Raw genomic sequence first — 14,493 nt, 5'->3', positions numbered from 1 at the left:
TCAGAACATCGAATAGCCGCCGGGCTCGCCCTCTTCCATTGCACTGCGCAAAGATGGGGTATCGCCGTCATTGATGTCGTCCAGCAGCCAAGTGCCACCAATCCGCTTCAAGACGAGGCGCTTCGGCGTATCGACGCCAAAACTGCGAAAGGTCACCGAGACCCGCGCTTCGTCGCCGGAAATGGCGAGCGTATCGATGCGCACAGAAACATCGCCAAAGTCCTGGCATTCGCAATAGGGATCATACCCCATCGAACCCTCGGGGCCGAGGGCATAGTCCCAAGCCGCTGAAAAAGCGGGGGTCATTTCGGTGCGGGCGGAGGGATTTTCGACGTAATCGGCAAACACGCCAAGCGCAGCTGCGCGGACGGCCTCCTCCTCGGGGTCAGCACTTGCGGCTGGCGAGGGGTTTGCGCCCTCCGGTAATGGCTCGGATGCCTGCTGTGCGGGCGCGGTGTCGCGCGCATCTTCGGCCGTCACAGCCCCGCTTTCGGTAGGGGCAGAGCAGGCGATCAGCAATGGCGCGAAGGCCAGAAAACCCGTTGCTCCGAATGTCATACCGGCCATCACACATCCCCCCGATTGTCTACGCAAAATCTGCGAGGTTACGCGCAGTCTGTCAAGATGGCGCCTTCTGCCGCCGCGCCTTGAGCGCGAGCAGCATCCCGACCACGGCCAGCGCCATGCCCAGCATGGTGAGGCCCGTCCACGCATAGCCCTCCAGCAGCGTCGATATCAGCATCGCCACCGAAACCGTCACGATCGAATTATACGCCGTGCGCCCCGCGCCGATCTCGCGCACCAGATTGTAATGCAGCGGGAAGGTCACCACCGAACCGATCAGCGCCAGATAGACGATCCCGCTCCAGTAGTTCGCCGAATCCGGCACCGGCGGCGCCCCCGTGGTCACAAAGGCAAAAGCGCAATCGAACAGCGTGCCATAGAGCATCGCCCATGCGAGCAGGCTGACCATCGGCACGCCGCGCCCGGTCGGGTTCGCCTGCACCACATTGGCAAAGGATGCCGCCAGAATGCCGAGCATCGCCAGCCCGATCCCCAGCCCGACATTGCCGCCGATCACGCCTGCATCGGGGTTGGCCTGCCATTCATGCCACAAGAGGAAGCTCACCCCGACAATCGCCACCGCGCTGCCGAGAATAAAGCCGCCCTGCACTTTCTCGCCCAGAAACACCCGCGCAAACAGCGCATTGGGCACCATCAGTAATGCGAACATCATCGCCACGATGCCCGAGGTCACATACAGCTCGGCATGATAGACGAAGAGGAAATTGCCGCTGAACTGGAACAGGCCCACCAATGCGGCGAGCATCTGCTCTTTGCGGGTGAGCCGCAACCGCCGCTTCATCAGCCATGCGACGAGAAACAGCGCAGGGGTCGCCAGCGCAAAGCGGTAGAATACCGACCACGCGGCGGGCACGCCGTCGATCTGACCGGTGATGACATACCAGGTGCTGCCCCAAATCGTGCCGGTCAGCAGGAAAGGCACCAGCACCCGCCAGCTGAGCATAGTCGTATGTTGGGTGCTCATAAGGCGGCGATGGCCTTGCCGAGCGCGTGCGAATGGTCGGGATCGCTGGCCCAATGGGTGACGAGGCGGATGCAGGCATCATCCCAGTCGTAGAAAGCGAAACCGGCTGCGCGCAAAGCGGCGCGTTCGGTAGCAGTTGCGCGCACAAACAGCTCGTTGATCTGTGCGGGATGCGCCAGCCGGTCAGGGATCATTTCCGCAACAAGCGCCGCCGCCGCATTCGCAGCGCGGGCATTGGCGAGCCAGAGATCGCCCTCTAGCATCGCCAGAATTTGCGCAGCGAGAAAGCGGCCCTTGCTCTGCAAATGGCCCGCCCGCTTGCGCCGCCAGCGCACCAGCTCGGCCTGTTCGGGATCGAAAAAGACAATCGCCTCCGCGCCCATTCCGCCATTCTTGACGAAGCCGAAGCTGAGCGCGTCGCACGGCCCGACAGCCTCGGCAGGCGCGCATTCCAGATGCGCGACCGCATTGGCAAAGCGCGCCCCGTCCATATGCAGGCCAAGCCCGCGCTCGTTGGCTAAAGCGCCAATCGCAGCGAGTTCTTGCGGCGTATAAACCAGCCCGTACTCGCTCGCCTGCGTGATCGAGATCGCGTGGGCGGGCACCTGATGCACGCCGCGTGTAATGCCGTTCAGCACGTCCGTAATGCTCTGAGGCGTCAGCTTCGCGCCTGCGCCCTCCGCCAGCAGCAATTTCGCACCGTGCAGATAGAAGCCGGGCGCGCCGCATTCGTCCATCTCGATATGCGCTTCCTCGTGACAGATCACGCCGCCATGCGGCTGCACCATCGTGGCAAGCGCAAGGCAATTTGCCGCTGTCCCAGTCGCTACCCACAGCGCCGCGCAATCTCGCCCGAACAGGTCGGTGAAGCGCGCGTCCAGCTCGCGGCTCAGCGCGTCGGTGTCATACGGCGTATCCACCGCGTCGGCAGCGCGCATGGCGTCCCATAGCTTGGGGTGGACGGGTGCCGCATTATCTGAAAGGAATTGCATCAATTCGCGCCCTGCCCAATCGCTGGCCGCTGCGCAAGAAGGAGTATGCCATGGCCGATCCCGCAATCACTCGCGTCGATGATGGGGAGACGGGCGCCTATTACGCCGATGTCGAAGGCACCGACGTCAAGGCGGAGCTGACCTGGCGCGCCAAAGGCGCATCGCGCGTTGCCGATCACACCTTCACGCCGCCCGAAGCACGCGGCCAAGGGATTGCGCTGAAACTGGTGGAAGCGCTGGTCGCCGATGCGCGCGCAGAGGGTTTTACGATCGTGCCGACCTGCCCCTATGTGGTGGTGCAATTCAAAAAACACCCTGAATGGGCAGATGTACTCGCCTAAGGTTACCTCGGCAAATTGGCGAAATCGACCGAGGCGATGCTGTCCAGCACCGCAGCGCGCAGCTTTTTCGCATCCTCCAGCGCAAGGCCTTCGAAGGCGAAATTGCCGCCCGCCATGCCGAACACCAGATCGCAATAGCCGCGCCAGCGGGCAATTGGGCCTTGCGCAATCTCGACCGAATGCAGCTTCACCCGGTTGGCGATCTGCGTGCGGGGGGCGAGCCAGCCGCGCCGTGAAATCACCTGCGCGGGATCGAGCGCGTGGCGGTCGTAGTGCCAGAGGTAAATCTGTTGCACGGCGAAGAACACCGCGAGGGCCAGCATGATGAAGAAACCCACGTCGAGGCCAACAGCTTCCGGAGGGAGCACTATCTCCGCAGTGAGAAATGCAAACGCAGCCAAGATGCAAGACCCGGCGCTTAGCAGCGCTTTGTCGAACCGATAATTGGCACTGGGCCGTCGCCATTCCTCGCTGCCATCGGGCAGGTCAAAGCCCGCCTCGGCGGCAATCGGCGCGATTTCGGCCATTCTGGCGAACGGGGCGACCTCGTGGTTCGCGCTGCCCGAATCCTGCGCCAGACTGATGAAGGAAAGGCCGTGCCAGCCGAAGCGGCGGCGGATGATCCCGGTCGATACCACCAGCGCCTGCACGCGGTGGACGGGCATCACCACATCGGTTTTGGTGAGCAGGCCACGGCGGCGGCGAAAGCCCTTGGGCGTGCGCTCCAGCCGGAAATCCCAATCGCGCACAAAGGTCTTGGCGATGCCCGACAGCACGCCGACGCCGATCACCGTGATGAGGATATACAACGCGCCAAGAATGCGCGCGGTCATATCCATGCCTTCGAGATATTTGCCCGCTTCGAAGTAGCCCTCGTCGCGCACATATTGCTCGGCATAGTCCCACACGTCGAAAGGCAGCAGGAATTCGAACTGCTGGATCGCGCCGATAATCACCGCGAAAATCACCAGCGAAAAGCTGAACAGGCCGTAGGTGAACAGCCGTCCGGGCGGCATGGCGAACAGCATCGTCGCAGGGGCGGCAAAGCCTTGGGCGGCTATCGCATGATCCTCGCCCTGCCCTTGTGCGATGTCTGGCAGGGCTTCTGCCCCATCCGCGCCTTCCACCAGCGCGCGCACCGTTTCGCGCAGCCGCTCGCCTTCGGCTTCGCTGACATAAGCGAGTTTCAGCTCTTCCTTGCCACCCGCGCCGGTTTCGAACTTGACTTCGACCAGACCGAGCAGGCGCGGGACGAGCTTTTGTTCGAGGCTGACATCCTGGATACGGTCATACGGCACCGAGCGGGCCGAGCGGCTGACAATGCCCTGTTCCAGCCGCACATCGCTAGTGCCGATGCGGTAGCGCAGGCGATACCAGCCGAGCCATGCAGGGACGAGGTTGATCGCGATGATCAGCGCGATGATCGGCACGGCATAGGGCGCAACCATGCCGATCCCGTCATCGCTGCGGCTCGCGCCGAATAGGAGGAAGGCGGCGGGGATGACCGCCTGGCCCAGCGTGCGAAACGCCTGCACCGCGACCGACAGGCCGCTGACGCGCCGCCATTCGTCAATTTCGATCGCCTCGCCCGCGTCGGCTATGTCTTCCACTTCGCCTGTCACATCGACTCCCGCTTGACGTGCTGGCGGATATCCTCGCGCATCGCGGTCGCATCGGCATGGGCAAGGCCGGGTAGCGTCACCGAGGCATTGTGCGTGCCTGCCGTGTGCAGGATCAGCCGGGCAATGCCGAACAGCCGTTCGAGCGGGCCTTGCTCGACATCGAGATGCTGCACCCGGCTGAACGGCACGACGGTATCCGAATGGAACATCACACCCTTGACCACCCGCAGTCGGTCTCCCGCCATATGATAGCCGCGCGTGCGGTAGCGTTTCAGCGGCATCACGCCGATCAGCAGGATGGCGAGAATAAGCACCGGCAGCGCGGGCACCCAAGGCGGCACCGCATCAGCTGAGACAAGCACCGCCGCGCCGACGACAAAGGGGATGGTGATGATCAGCCCCTCGATCCGCAAAACGGTGGTGTAGCTGGGATCAAGCGGGGTCAGCGGTTCGGCGTCGGGAAGCGTATCGTCCATGGGTGCGTTATAGGGGCAATACAGCGGGTTGGAAGTGGGGATTTTTTGTTTCATGAACCCGCATCCGCGGGTTCGTCCTCGCTAGACGCGCTCCGCTTCGCTACGCGCCCGCTGCGGGCGGGCAGTCGCCCTAGGTCGGCTGCTGGTCGCAGCCGATCATCGAGCTATTTCCCAGAGATCGCGAGTGAAACGAGCGACCGAGCGCAAGCGCGAAGCCCGCAGGTGCCGCGCAGCCGGAGCGTAGCCCCGGCGGAGCGAACAGCACCGAGGACGCATCGGCGGATGCCGATGCGCAAAACAGAAATCATTTTTCCTTCGGAAAAATGGTGCCACGAGAGAGGATTGAACTCTCGACCTCACCCTTACCAAGGGTGCGCTCTACCACTGAGCTACCGCGGCGCCGATCAAGACGCGCGCCTATCGTTGCGAAGGCGGCGATTGTCAAGCGATGCTTGAACCTTTCCTGCGATAGCGCCATTGCATTTCACATGAGTGAAGACACGCGCAAAAATCTATCGCGGGAAGAGCGGCTGGCGGCCAAACTGCGCGAAAACCTGCGGCGGCGCAAAGCGCAGGCGAAAGCCGTGGGCGCGGAATCGCCGCCAGAAACACCGCCTCAAACGCCTCTGGTCAAGCCTGATAGCGACCGCTAACCCGCTGCATAATTGGTTCAACCGCATTCACAACGGGGAAAGTCACACGTGCCCAAGCTGATTCTCGTCCGCCACGGCCAGTCCGAATGGAATCTCGCCAACCGCTTCACCGGCTGGTGGGATGTCGATGTCACCGAACAGGGCGTCTCGGAAGCGCGCGCTGCCGGTCGGCTGCTGAAGGAAAAAGGCGTGCTGCCAACGCTCGCTTTCACATCCGTGCAGAAGCGGGCGATCATGACGCTACATCTGGCGCTGGAAGAATGCGGGCGGCTGTGGATTCCCGAAACCAAGGACTGGCGGCTGAACGAGCGGCATTATGGCGGGCTGACCGGCCTCAACAAGGACGAGATGCGCGAACTGCATGGCGAGGAGCAGGTGCAGATCTGGCGCCGCAGCTTCGATGTGCCGCCGCCGCCGCTGGAAAAGGGCAGCACGTTCGATCTGTCGGATGATCCGCGCTATGCCGGTATCGACGTCCCGCAGACCGAGAGCCTGAAGCTCACCATCGAGCGTGTGCTGCCCTATTGGGAAAGCACCATCCTGCCCGAACTGGCGAAGGGCGAGACGGTGATTATCTCCGCCCACGGCAATTCCCTGCGCGCGCTGGTGAAGCACCTCTCGGGCATTTCGGATGACGCAATTACCGGCCTCGAAATCCCCACCGGCCAGCCGATTGTTTACGACTTCGATGCCAATATGGTGCCGGGTGAACGCTATTATCTGAAGGATTCCTGATGCCTAAAGATTCCGCAGCACCTGTTGCGATAGTAATGGGCAGCCAGTCCGACTGGCCGACCATGCAATGCGCCGCCAAGGTGCTCGATGATCTGGACGTGGCATACGAGGCGCGCATCGTCTCCGCCCACCGTACGCCCGACCGGCTGCACGCTTTCGGCAAGGGCGCGCATGCGGAAGGTTTCAAGGTCGTGATCGCGGGCGCGGGCGGCGCGGCGCATCTGCCCGGCATGATCGCCGCGCTCACCCATTTGCCGGTGCTGGGCGTGCCGGTGAAGTCCAAGGCGCTGAACGGGATGGATAGCCTGCTATCTATCGTGCAAATGCCCGCCGGTATTCCCACCGGAACGCTGGCGATTGGCGAGGCGGGCGCGACCAATGCCGGATTGCTGGCGGCGAGTATTCTGGCGTTGGGCGATGTGGAACTCTCCGGTCGCTTGCAGGCATGGCGGGCGGCGCAAACGGCCAAAGTGGCAGAACAGCCGACAGACTAATCATCACCCTCCGCATCCAATCCCCACCCCCGTTTGTCCTGAGCTTGTCGAAGGACTGCTTTTCTTTATAGCGCGGGTATCAAAGAAGAAGAGCAGGGCTTCGATCCCCGCTTTCGCGAGGACAGGCAAGCTCAGGGCGGACGGGTGTTGGGGTGTTAAAACCAGGCGCAACAATCGGCATTCTCGGGGGCGGCCAGCTGGGCCGGATGCTCGCCATGGCCGCCGCGCAGCTGGGCTATCGCTGCCATATCTTCGCGCCCGAGGCCGATAGCGTTGCTGCCGATGTCGCCGCGCAGTTCACCAACGCCGCGTGGCATGATCGCGATGCGCTCGCCACATTCGCGCAGAGCTGCGATGCGATCACCTATGAATTCGAGAATGTGCCGGTCGAACCGCTCGCCGCGCTGCCCGCAGGCTTGCTTGCGCCGGGCACCAACGCGCTCGAAGTGGCGCAGGATCGCATCCGCGAAAAGCGCTTTGTCGAACAATTGGGCGGCCGCCCCGCGCCGTTTGCGCAGGTCGATTATGATGCCGATCTGGCCGATGCAGTGGAGCAGGTCGGCACTCCCGGCATTCTAAAAACCCGGCGCGACGGCTATGACGGCAAGGGCCAGTGGCGCATCGACAGCGCGCATGATGCGCTGGGCATCCGCATCCCTGCCACGGGCTGCGTCTATGAAGGCCGCGTCGCGTTCGAATGCGAGTTCTCGGTGATCCTTGTGCGCAGGCGCGATGGCGCGGTGCGGTTCTGGGATTCGCCGCACAACACGCATGAGGGCGGGATTCTGGCGACGAGCACCCTCCCCGCCCCGCCGATTATCGGCGCACAGGTTGAGGCGGCGCGCAGCCTTGCCAGCCGCGTGGCGGAAAAGCTCGGCTATGTCGGCGTGCTGACCTGCGAGTTCTTTGCGACAAGCAACGGCCCCGTATTCAACGAAATGGCCCCGCGCGTGCACAATTCGGGCCATTGGACAATCGAGGGCGCGGTCACCAGCCAGTTTGAAAACCATATCCGCGCGGTCGCCGGTCTGCCGCTGGGGGATACGTCCAGCACGGCGGAGCGCGTGGTGATGGAAAACCTCATCGGCGCGCACGCGCTGCGGTTGGATCGCCACCTCGCCGATCCGCGCGCGCATCTGCATCTCTATGGCAAGGCCGAAGCGCGCGACGGGCGCAAGATGGGCCATATCACGCGGGTTGGGTGAGCAATGCGCGAAGTGCTCCTGATCGTCGCGCGGGCGGCCAATGGCGTGATCGGGCGCGACGGCACGCTGCCTTGGGCGATTTCCGAGGATTTGAAGCGCTTCAAGAAACTCACCATGGGCAAGCCGATGGTGATGGGCCGCAAGACATTCGAGAGCCTGCCCGGCCTGCTGCCCGGCCGCCGCCATATCGTGCTGACGCGCCAAGCGGATTGGCAGGCGGAAGGGGCGGAGCGGTCGCATACGGTGGAAGAGGCGCTGGCGCTGGCGGGCGACACGGATGTCGCAGTGATCGGCGGCGCGGAGGTGTTCGACCTGTTCTGGCAACACGGCACACATTTCGAGCTGACCGAAGTGCGCGCGGAAATAGAGGGCGACACTATCATGCGCTCCCCCGCCGATGATCCGGCGTGGGAAGAGGTGGCCCGCATCCCGCACGAAGCAGGCGACACGCATCCCGCCTTCCACTTTGTCAGCTACCGGAGGCGCGCGTGATCGGCAAAATCCTCAAATTCACCGCGATGTTCCTTGTCGTCGCGCTGGCGGCATTCTTCGCCTTTGGCCCCGGCATGGCCGAGCGCAGCATGAACGAAATCACCGACGCGCCGCTGCCCGAAATCTCCGAAGAGGCGCGCGCGCTCCACGCTACGCTCACCATTGTCGATCTGCATTCGGACACGCTGATGTGGAAGCGCGACCCGCTTGAACGCAGCGGGCGCGGGCATATGGATCTGCCGCGGCTGATTGACGGGAATGTGGCGCTGCAGGTTTTCTCCAGCGTCACCAAATCGCCCGCGGGACTGAATTTTGACCGCAATTCCGCCGATGCGCGCGACGATATCACGCTGCTCGCCATCGGCCAGTTGCAGCCTTACCGGACGTGGTTCTCACCCTTCCAGCGGTCGATGTATCACGCCGCACGGCTGGAGGATGCCGCCACCCGCGCGCCCGATGCGCTGCGCCTGATCCGCACGCCTGCGGATATTGACGCCATGCTGGCAGAGCGTGACGCGACCGGGCGGCCGATTGGCGGACTGTTCTCGGTCGAGGGGCTGCACAATCTCGAAGGCGATGGCGACAATCTCCAGCGCCTCTACGATGCCGGGCTACGCATGGCGGGGCTCACGCATTTCTTCGATAACGAGCTGGCCGGATCGATGCATGGCGAGGCCAAGGGCGGGCTGACCCCGTTCGGGCGCGAAATGGTGGGCGAGATGGAGCGGCTGGGCATCATCGTCGATATCGCCCATTGCAGCCACCAATGCGTCGCCGAAGTGCTGGCGATGGCGCGCCGCCCGGTCGTCTCCAGCCATGGCGGGGTGCAGGCGACCTGCGCAGTCAACCGCAACCTGTCTGACGACGAGATTCGCGGCGTCGCGGCGACCGGCGGAGTGATCGGCGTCGGCTATTTTGACGGAGCGGTGTGCGGCACGTCGCCCGCGCAGATTGTCGCGGCGATGCGGTATATCGCCGATCTGGTGGGGGTGGAGCACGTTGCGCTGGGCAGCGATTATGATGGCTCGGTCGAAGTCGGCTTCGATACCGCGCAACTGGTGCAGATTACGCAGGCGCTGCTCGATGACGGCTTCACCGAGGACGAGATTCGCGCGATCATGGGGCTGAACGCGCTGCGGGTGCTGCGGGCGGGGATCGCGCCGATGGAGCAGGGTGCATGAGACTCAGCCACCGCGATCCTGTGCCCGAGGCGCTGCGCGGCGCCATCGTTGCGCTCGGCAATTTCGACGGGTTCCATCGCGGGCACCAGCACGTTGTCGCCGAAGCGGTGGACTGGGCGCGCGCCGAGGGCCGCCCCGCCATCGTCGCCACCTTCGATCCGCATCCGGTGCGCCATTTCGCCCCGCGCGTTCCGCCCTTCCGCCTCACCAGCCTCGACCAGCGCGAGGAGCTGTTCGCCGCCGCAGGGGCCGACGCGATGCTCGTCTTCGACTTTGGCGACGAACTGGCGGCGATGACGGCGGAGAGCTTCGTGCGCGATTTGCTCGGCGGCCATATCGGCGCGGGTGGCGTGGTGACGGGGGAGGATTTCACTTTCGGCAAAGCGCGAGGCGGCAATGTCGGCGTGCTGCGCGAAGTGGGCGCGACCTGCGGCATCGGGGCGCGGGCGATCCGTCCGGTGGGCGAGGCGGGGCAAGCGATCTCGTCGAGCCGCATCCGCGATGCGCTCAAAGCGGGCGAGCCAGAGACTGCCGCCGCGCTGCTTTCCCGCCCCTTCACCGTGCGCGGCAGCGTGATCCACGGGGACAAGCGCGGGCGCGAGCTGGGCTATCCCACCGCCAATATCGACATGGGCACCTATCTGCGCCCGCGCTTCGGCATTTACGCGGTGACGGGGCGCGTGCTTTCGACCGGGCAAATGCTCAAAGGCGCGGCGAATCTCGGCATCCGCCCGCAATTCGATCCGCCCAAGGAGCTGCTGGAGCCGTTCTTCTTCGACTTTGCGGGCGATCTCTATGGCGAGGAGCTCGACGTGGCCTTCCACCACTTCCTGCGGCCCGAGGCTAAGTTTGACAGCCTCGACGCGCTGATGGCGCAGATGGAACGCGATTGCGACGCAGCGCGGGCGCTTCTAGCCCATATCTAGTCTGTGCCGCAGGCAAGTTTCACACAAAGACACAAAGAAGAAAGGAAGACACGAAGAGGAGCTTCGCGATTGTGCGCGAGCTCTTTGTGCCTTTGTGGCTCTTTGTGCCTTCGTGTGAACCTCTTAATTGCGCCTTCGGCGCGGATGTTAAGGTACGCAAAGCAAATTGCCACACGCGTCGCCCACCGCTAAGGCGCGCTTCCTATGAGCGAAAAGCGCGATTACCGAGACACCGTCTTCCTGCCGAAGACCGATTTCCCCATGAAAGCCGGGCTCCCGCAGAAGGAGCCGGGCATTCTGGCGCGGTGGGAAGCCGAGGACGTGTACGGCCAGCTGCGCGCCGCGCGCGAGGGCCGCGAGAAATTCGTGCTGCACGATGGCCCGCCCTACGCCAACGGCAATATCCATATCGGCCACGCGCTCAACAAAGTGCTGAAGGATGCGGTGGTGCGCACGCAAAGCCTGCTCAGCAAGGATGCGCCCTATGTGCCCGGCTGGGATTGCCACGGCCTGCCGATCGAATGGAAGGTGGAAGAAGCCTACCGCAAGAAGAAACAGAACAAGGACGAGGTTCCGCCGCGCGAATTCCGCGCCGAATGCCGCCAGTACGCCGCCGAATGGGTGGATGTGCAGCGAGAGCAGTTCAAACGGCTGGGCATCACCGGCGAATGGGATAAGCCGTACCTGACGATGGCCCCCGAGGCCGAGGCGGGCATTGTCGCCGAATTGCTGAAGTTTGCGACAAGCGGCCAGCTTTATCGTGGGGCGAAACCGGTGATGTGGTCGCCGGTCGAAAAGACCGCGCTGGCCGAGGCCGAGGTTGAATACGAGGACATCACCTCGACGCAGATCGACGTAGCGTTTGAGATTGTTTCGTCGGCCGATGAAGGTCTGGCTAGCTGGCTTGAAGTTGCGAAGTCAGAGGGTTCTGCAGCATTGGCAGTTATCTGGACTACGACTCCTTGGACGATCCCGGTCAATCAAGCTCTCGCTTACGGCCCAACCATTGACTACGTCCTTGTGCGAGCTGGAGGAGCGTTCTTGCTGATCGCGCAGGAATTGATGAACGAAACTCTTGGGCGGATCGGAAAATCAGCTTGGCTCGCTGACGGTGATGGTTGGTCAATCTGCTGGGTCGGCAAAGGCTCCGACCTCGCCGGAACGATGGTGCGTCACCCGATGGCAGGCCGCCTTTCTCCCCTCCCCAAGGGGGAGGGGCCGGGGGTGGGGGGTACGCCCTCAGTTGACGGGGTAAACCCATCCCCAACTCCTTCCCTTGAGGGAAGGGGCTTTTACGATACGCTCCGCCCCATGCTGCCCGGCGATTTCGTTACCACCGATAGCGGCACGGGCCTCGTCCATATGGCGCCCGACCATGGGGAGGACGATTTCGATCTGTGCAAGGCGCACGGCATCAATCCCAAATTCGTGGTCGAGGCGGATGGCCGCTATCGCGAGGACTGGGGCTGGCTCGGCGGGCAGGGTTCGGTCATCAACCCCAAATTCAACGCGCCGGACGGCCCGATCTGCGAAGACCTGCGAGCAGCAGGCGCGCTGCTGAGCGCTTCGGCGGATTACCAGCACTCCTATCCGCATAGCTGGCGGAGCAAGGCGAAGGTCATCTATCGCTGCACGCCGCAATGGTTTGTGCCGATGGACCTGAATCTCCCCTCCCGCTTGCGGGAGGGGCCGGGGGAGGGCCTGTCTGCAGACGACGATGCTGAAACAGGCCCTCCCCTAACCCCTCCCGCAAGCGGGAGGGGAACACTGCGCCAAACCGCCCTCACCGCCATCGAGGAGACCCGTTTCGTGCCCGAAAAGGGCCAGAACCGCATCCGTGCGATGGTCGACGGCCGCCCCGATTGGGTGCTTAGCCGCCAGCGAGCATGGGGCGTGCCGATCACGCTGTTTGTCGATCGCAAGAGCGGCGAATATCTGGTCGATGCAGAGGTCAACGCCCGCATCATCGCGGCGGTGAAGGCCGATGGTGTCGATGGCTGGGCGGAAGAGAATGCGGCGCATTTCCTCGGGGAAGGCCGCAATCCGGACGATTACGAGATGGTCACCGACATTCTCGATGTGTGGTTCGACAGCGGCTCCACCCACGCTTTCGTCCTCGAAAGCGGCGTTTGGCCGGACTTGCAGAGCCCCGCCGATCTCTATCTCGAAGGCTCTGACCAGCATCGCGGCTGGTTCCAGTCGAGCCTGCTCGAAAGCTGCGCCACAAGAGGCCGCGCGCCGTATAAGGCGGTGCTGACCCACGGCTTCACCATGGCCGCCGACGGGCGCAAAATGTCGAAGAGCCTCGGCAATACGGTCGATCCGCTCAAGGTGATGGAAGAATACGGCGCGGATATCATCCGCCTGTGGGCGCTGAGCGTCGATTACACCGAGGACCACCGGATCGGGCCGGAAATCCTCAAGGGTGTGGCTGACCAGTATCGCAAGCTCAGGAACACTTTCCGCTATATGCTGGGCGCGCTGGACGGCTTTGCCGAGGCGGAGCGGGTGGATGTGGCGGAGATGCCCGAGCTGGAGCGGTATATGCTCAGCATTCTCAGCGAGCTGGACGCCAAGCTGCGCGCCGCGGTCGATGCGTTCGATTTCAACGCCTACACCCGCGCGCTGACCGATTTCGCGAACGAAGACCTCTCGGCCTTCTTCTTCGATATCCGCAAAGACCGCCTCTATTGCGACGCGCCGGACGGCGTGGAGCGCCGCGCGTACCGCACCGTGCTCGAGACGCTGTTCCACGCCCTGATCCGCTACGCCGCGCCGGTGCTGGTGTTCACCAGCGAAGAGGTGTGGGGGACGCGCTATCCCGATGCAGGCAGCGTGCATTTGCTGGAGTGGCCGGAGGTGCCGCAGATCGATGAAATCGATAGCGATGTGGTCGAGCACTGGTCTACCCTTCGCCACTTCCGCAACGAGATTAACGAAGCCATCGAGCCTCTTCGTCAAGAGAAACTGATTAGGTCGTCACTAGAAGCTAAAGTCGACATCTTTAGGTCACCAATCGACCCTCAGTTGGCAAGCATTCTGACAGAAATATGCATTGTCTCGGAAATCAATTTCCATGAATCCTCTCCTCCCGAAGCAGCAAGCGAATTCTTCGGCCCGAGTGGCTTTTCGGTGGGCTGGTTAAGCGTCACCAAAACCACCCACCACAAATGCGGCCGCTGCTGGCGGCATTTGCCCGAAGTCACCGAGGACGGCGATCTGTGCGCCCGCTGCGAAACTGTCGTCGCTGAAATGGATGCCGCGCAATGACGCCTATCACCAAATTTCGCTCCATCGGCCTCGCGCTGGCTGCGCTGATCTTCGCCGCCGACCAGTGGATGAAGCATTTTGTGGTCAACACGCTGGGGCTCGACCAGATGGGCGAGAACTATCCGTTGCTGCCCTTTTTCGACTTCACCCGCACCAACAATTACGGCGTCTCGCTGGGAATGTTCGAAGCGACCAGCATGGAAATGCGCTGGATTCTCGTCGGCGTCACCGCGCTGATCGCTTGCGTGGTTGCGGTGTGGATGCTGCGCGAGAAACTGCTTGGCGATATCCTTGCCCTCGCCATGATTCTGGGCGGCGCGCTGGGCAATATCGTGGACCGCTACCGCTTCGGATACGTGGTCGACTATGCCGATTTCCATATCGGGGACTTCCGCCCCTTCCTTATTTTCAACGTCGCCGATGCTGCTATCACCATCGGCGTGGTGATTATCCTTGCCCGCGCGCTGTTCATCCGCGAGAAAGAGGATGACGGCCAAGAGGCCACACACGAGACACCGGATACGCGCCCTGTCACGCAGGACACAGAGAGTTAAGAC

15 protein-coding genes and 1 tRNA gene are annotated in these 14,493 nt (G+C 63.1%); 10 read left to right on the top strand and 6 right to left on the bottom strand.

Annotation, left to right across the window (positions count from 1 at the left end):
• The 3 genes from GC121_RS05495 to GC121_RS05485 form a co-directional block, all read right to left on the bottom strand.
• Positions 1-558: a DUF3828 domain-containing protein gene (locus GC121_RS05495; RefSeq protein ID WP_199857763.1), complete on the bottom strand. Its 558-nt coding sequence runs from the start codon at positions 556-558 to the stop codon at positions 1-3.
• Between the two features lie 61 nt (positions 559-619).
• Positions 620-1,549, bottom strand: a complete 930-nt coding sequence (locus tag GC121_RS05490) for a DMT family transporter (protein WP_151973130.1) — start codon at positions 1,547-1,549, stop codon at positions 620-622.
• Entirely contained in the window at positions 1,546-2,541 is a 996-nt protein-coding gene (locus GC121_RS05485; RefSeq protein ID WP_151973129.1) for a low specificity L-threonine aldolase, read from the bottom strand. Before GC121_RS05485 ends, GC121_RS05490 begins: the two co-directional genes overlap by 4 nt.
• A gap of 50 nt (positions 2,542-2,591) precedes the next feature.
• Here GC121_RS05485 and GC121_RS05480 point away from each other — a divergent pair, with 50 nt between their 5' ends.
• The gene (locus GC121_RS05480) at positions 2,592-2,882 is read left to right on the top strand and encodes a GNAT family N-acetyltransferase (protein WP_151973128.1); all 291 of its coding nucleotides are present in this window, start codon (positions 2,592-2,594) and stop codon (positions 2,880-2,882) included.
• A 2-nt stretch (positions 2,883-2,884) separates the two neighbouring features.
• Here GC121_RS05480 and GC121_RS05475 read toward each other — a convergent pair whose 3' ends face one another.
• The 3 genes from GC121_RS05475 to GC121_RS05465 all read right to left on the bottom strand — a co-directional run bounded on the left by GC121_RS05475 (position 2,885) and on the right by GC121_RS05465 (position 5,379).
• Complete coding sequence (locus tag GC121_RS05475) at positions 2,885-4,504, bottom strand: PH domain-containing protein (protein ID WP_151973127.1); 1,620 nt, start codon at positions 4,502-4,504, stop codon at positions 2,885-2,887.
• The gene (locus GC121_RS05470; RefSeq protein ID WP_234421121.1) at positions 4,501-5,034 is read right to left on the bottom strand and encodes a PH domain-containing protein; all 534 of its coding nucleotides are present in this window, start codon (positions 5,032-5,034) and stop codon (positions 4,501-4,503) included. The genes GC121_RS05475 and GC121_RS05470 overlap by 4 nt, the downstream gene beginning before the upstream one ends.
• A 270-nt stretch (positions 5,035-5,304) precedes the next feature.
• A tRNA-Thr gene (locus tag GC121_RS05465) sits at positions 5,305-5,379 on the bottom strand.
• Between the two features lie 89 nt (positions 5,380-5,468).
• On the opposite strand from GC121_RS05465, the gene GC121_RS15235 reads away from it, so the two are divergent.
• The 9 genes from GC121_RS15235 to lspA all read left to right on the top strand — a co-directional run bounded on the left by GC121_RS15235 (position 5,469) and on the right by lspA (position 14,490).
• Complete coding sequence (locus GC121_RS15235; protein ID WP_199857762.1) at positions 5,469-5,633, top strand: hypothetical protein; 165 nt, start codon at positions 5,469-5,471, stop codon at positions 5,631-5,633.
• Positions 5,634-5,681: 48 nt separating this feature from the next.
• Entirely contained in the window at positions 5,682-6,368 is a 687-nt protein-coding gene (gene gpmA, locus GC121_RS05460) for a 2,3-diphosphoglycerate-dependent phosphoglycerate mutase (protein WP_151973126.1), read from the top strand.
• Positions 6,368-6,862, top strand: a complete 495-nt coding sequence (gene purE / locus GC121_RS05455) for a 5-(carboxyamino)imidazole ribonucleotide mutase (RefSeq protein WP_151973125.1) — start codon at positions 6,368-6,370, stop codon at positions 6,860-6,862. The genes gpmA and purE overlap by 1 nt, the downstream gene beginning before the upstream one ends.
• A 152-nt stretch (positions 6,863-7,014) precedes the next feature.
• Complete coding sequence (locus GC121_RS05450; protein WP_151973124.1) at positions 7,015-8,067, top strand: 5-(carboxyamino)imidazole ribonucleotide synthase; 1,053 nt, start codon at positions 7,015-7,017, stop codon at positions 8,065-8,067.
• 3 nt (positions 8,068-8,070) lie between these two features.
• Positions 8,071-8,559, top strand: coding sequence for a dihydrofolate reductase (locus GC121_RS05445; RefSeq protein ID WP_151973123.1), 489 nt, complete (start codon positions 8,071-8,073; stop codon positions 8,557-8,559).
• Between the two features lie 26 nt (positions 8,560-8,585).
• The gene (locus GC121_RS05440; RefSeq protein WP_151975610.1) at positions 8,586-9,740 is read left to right on the top strand and encodes a dipeptidase; all 1,155 of its coding nucleotides are present in this window, start codon (positions 8,586-8,588) and stop codon (positions 9,738-9,740) included.
• Complete coding sequence (locus tag GC121_RS05435) at positions 9,737-10,666, top strand: bifunctional riboflavin kinase/FAD synthetase (RefSeq protein WP_151973122.1); 930 nt, start codon at positions 9,737-9,739, stop codon at positions 10,664-10,666. The genes GC121_RS05440 and GC121_RS05435 overlap by 4 nt, the downstream gene beginning before the upstream one ends.
• 204 nt (positions 10,667-10,870) lie before the next feature.
• Positions 10,871-13,936 carry an isoleucine--tRNA ligase gene (gene ileS, locus GC121_RS05430; RefSeq protein WP_151973121.1) on the top strand — a complete coding sequence of 1,022 codons (3,066 nt, stop codon included), beginning with the start codon at positions 10,871-10,873 and terminating at the stop codon, positions 13,934-13,936.
• A complete protein-coding gene (lspA, locus tag GC121_RS05425) occupies positions 13,933-14,490 on the top strand; it encodes a signal peptidase II (RefSeq protein WP_151973120.1) in 558 nt (185 codons plus the stop codon). The genes ileS and lspA overlap by 4 nt, the downstream gene beginning before the upstream one ends.
• Positions 14,491-14,493: the final 3 nt, after the last annotated feature.

Source organism: Erythrobacter sp. EC-HK427, from assembly GCF_902498745.1.
GTDB lineage: Bacteria > Pseudomonadota > Alphaproteobacteria > Sphingomonadales > Sphingomonadaceae > Alteraurantiacibacter.
This window is presented reverse-complemented; position numbering and strand designations above follow the sequence as displayed.

Excerpts from the sequence above, each read along its gene's own strand:
- GC121_RS05435 (WP_151973122.1), top strand. The coding sequence starts at position 9,737 with ATGAGACTCAGCCACCGCGATCCTGTGCCCGAGGCGCTGCGCGGCGCC.
- GC121_RS05440 (WP_151975610.1), top strand. The coding sequence starts at position 8,586 with ATGTTCCTTGTCGTCGCGCTGGCGGCATTCTTCGCCTTTGGCCCCGGC.
- GC121_RS05470 (WP_234421121.1), bottom strand. The coding sequence starts at position 5,034 with ATGAAACAAAAAATCCCCACTTCCAACCCGCTGTATTGCCCCTATAAC.
- GC121_RS05480 (WP_151973128.1), top strand. The coding sequence starts at position 2,592 with ATGGCCGATCCCGCAATCACTCGCGTCGATGATGGGGAGACGGGCGCC.
- lspA (WP_151973120.1), top strand. The coding sequence starts at position 13,933 with ATGACGCCTATCACCAAATTTCGCTCCATCGGCCTCGCGCTGGCTGCG.
- GC121_RS05490 (WP_151973130.1), bottom strand. The coding sequence starts at position 1,549 with ATGAGCACCCAACATACGACTATGCTCAGCTGGCGGGTGCTGGTGCCT.
- ileS (WP_151973121.1), top strand. The coding sequence starts at position 10,871 with ATGAGCGAAAAGCGCGATTACCGAGACACCGTCTTCCTGCCGAAGACC.
- GC121_RS15235 (WP_199857762.1), top strand. The coding sequence starts at position 5,469 with ATGAGTGAAGACACGCGCAAAAATCTATCGCGGGAAGAGCGGCTGGCG.
- GC121_RS05495 (WP_199857763.1), bottom strand. The coding sequence starts at position 558 with ATGACATTCGGAGCAACGGGTTTTCTGGCCTTCGCGCCATTGCTGATC.
- GC121_RS05485 (WP_151973129.1), bottom strand. The coding sequence starts at position 2,541 with ATGCAATTCCTTTCAGATAATGCGGCACCCGTCCACCCCAAGCTATGG.
- GC121_RS05445 (WP_151973123.1), top strand. The coding sequence starts at position 8,071 with ATGCGCGAAGTGCTCCTGATCGTCGCGCGGGCGGCCAATGGCGTGATC.
- purE (WP_151973125.1), top strand. The coding sequence starts at position 6,368 with ATGCCTAAAGATTCCGCAGCACCTGTTGCGATAGTAATGGGCAGCCAG.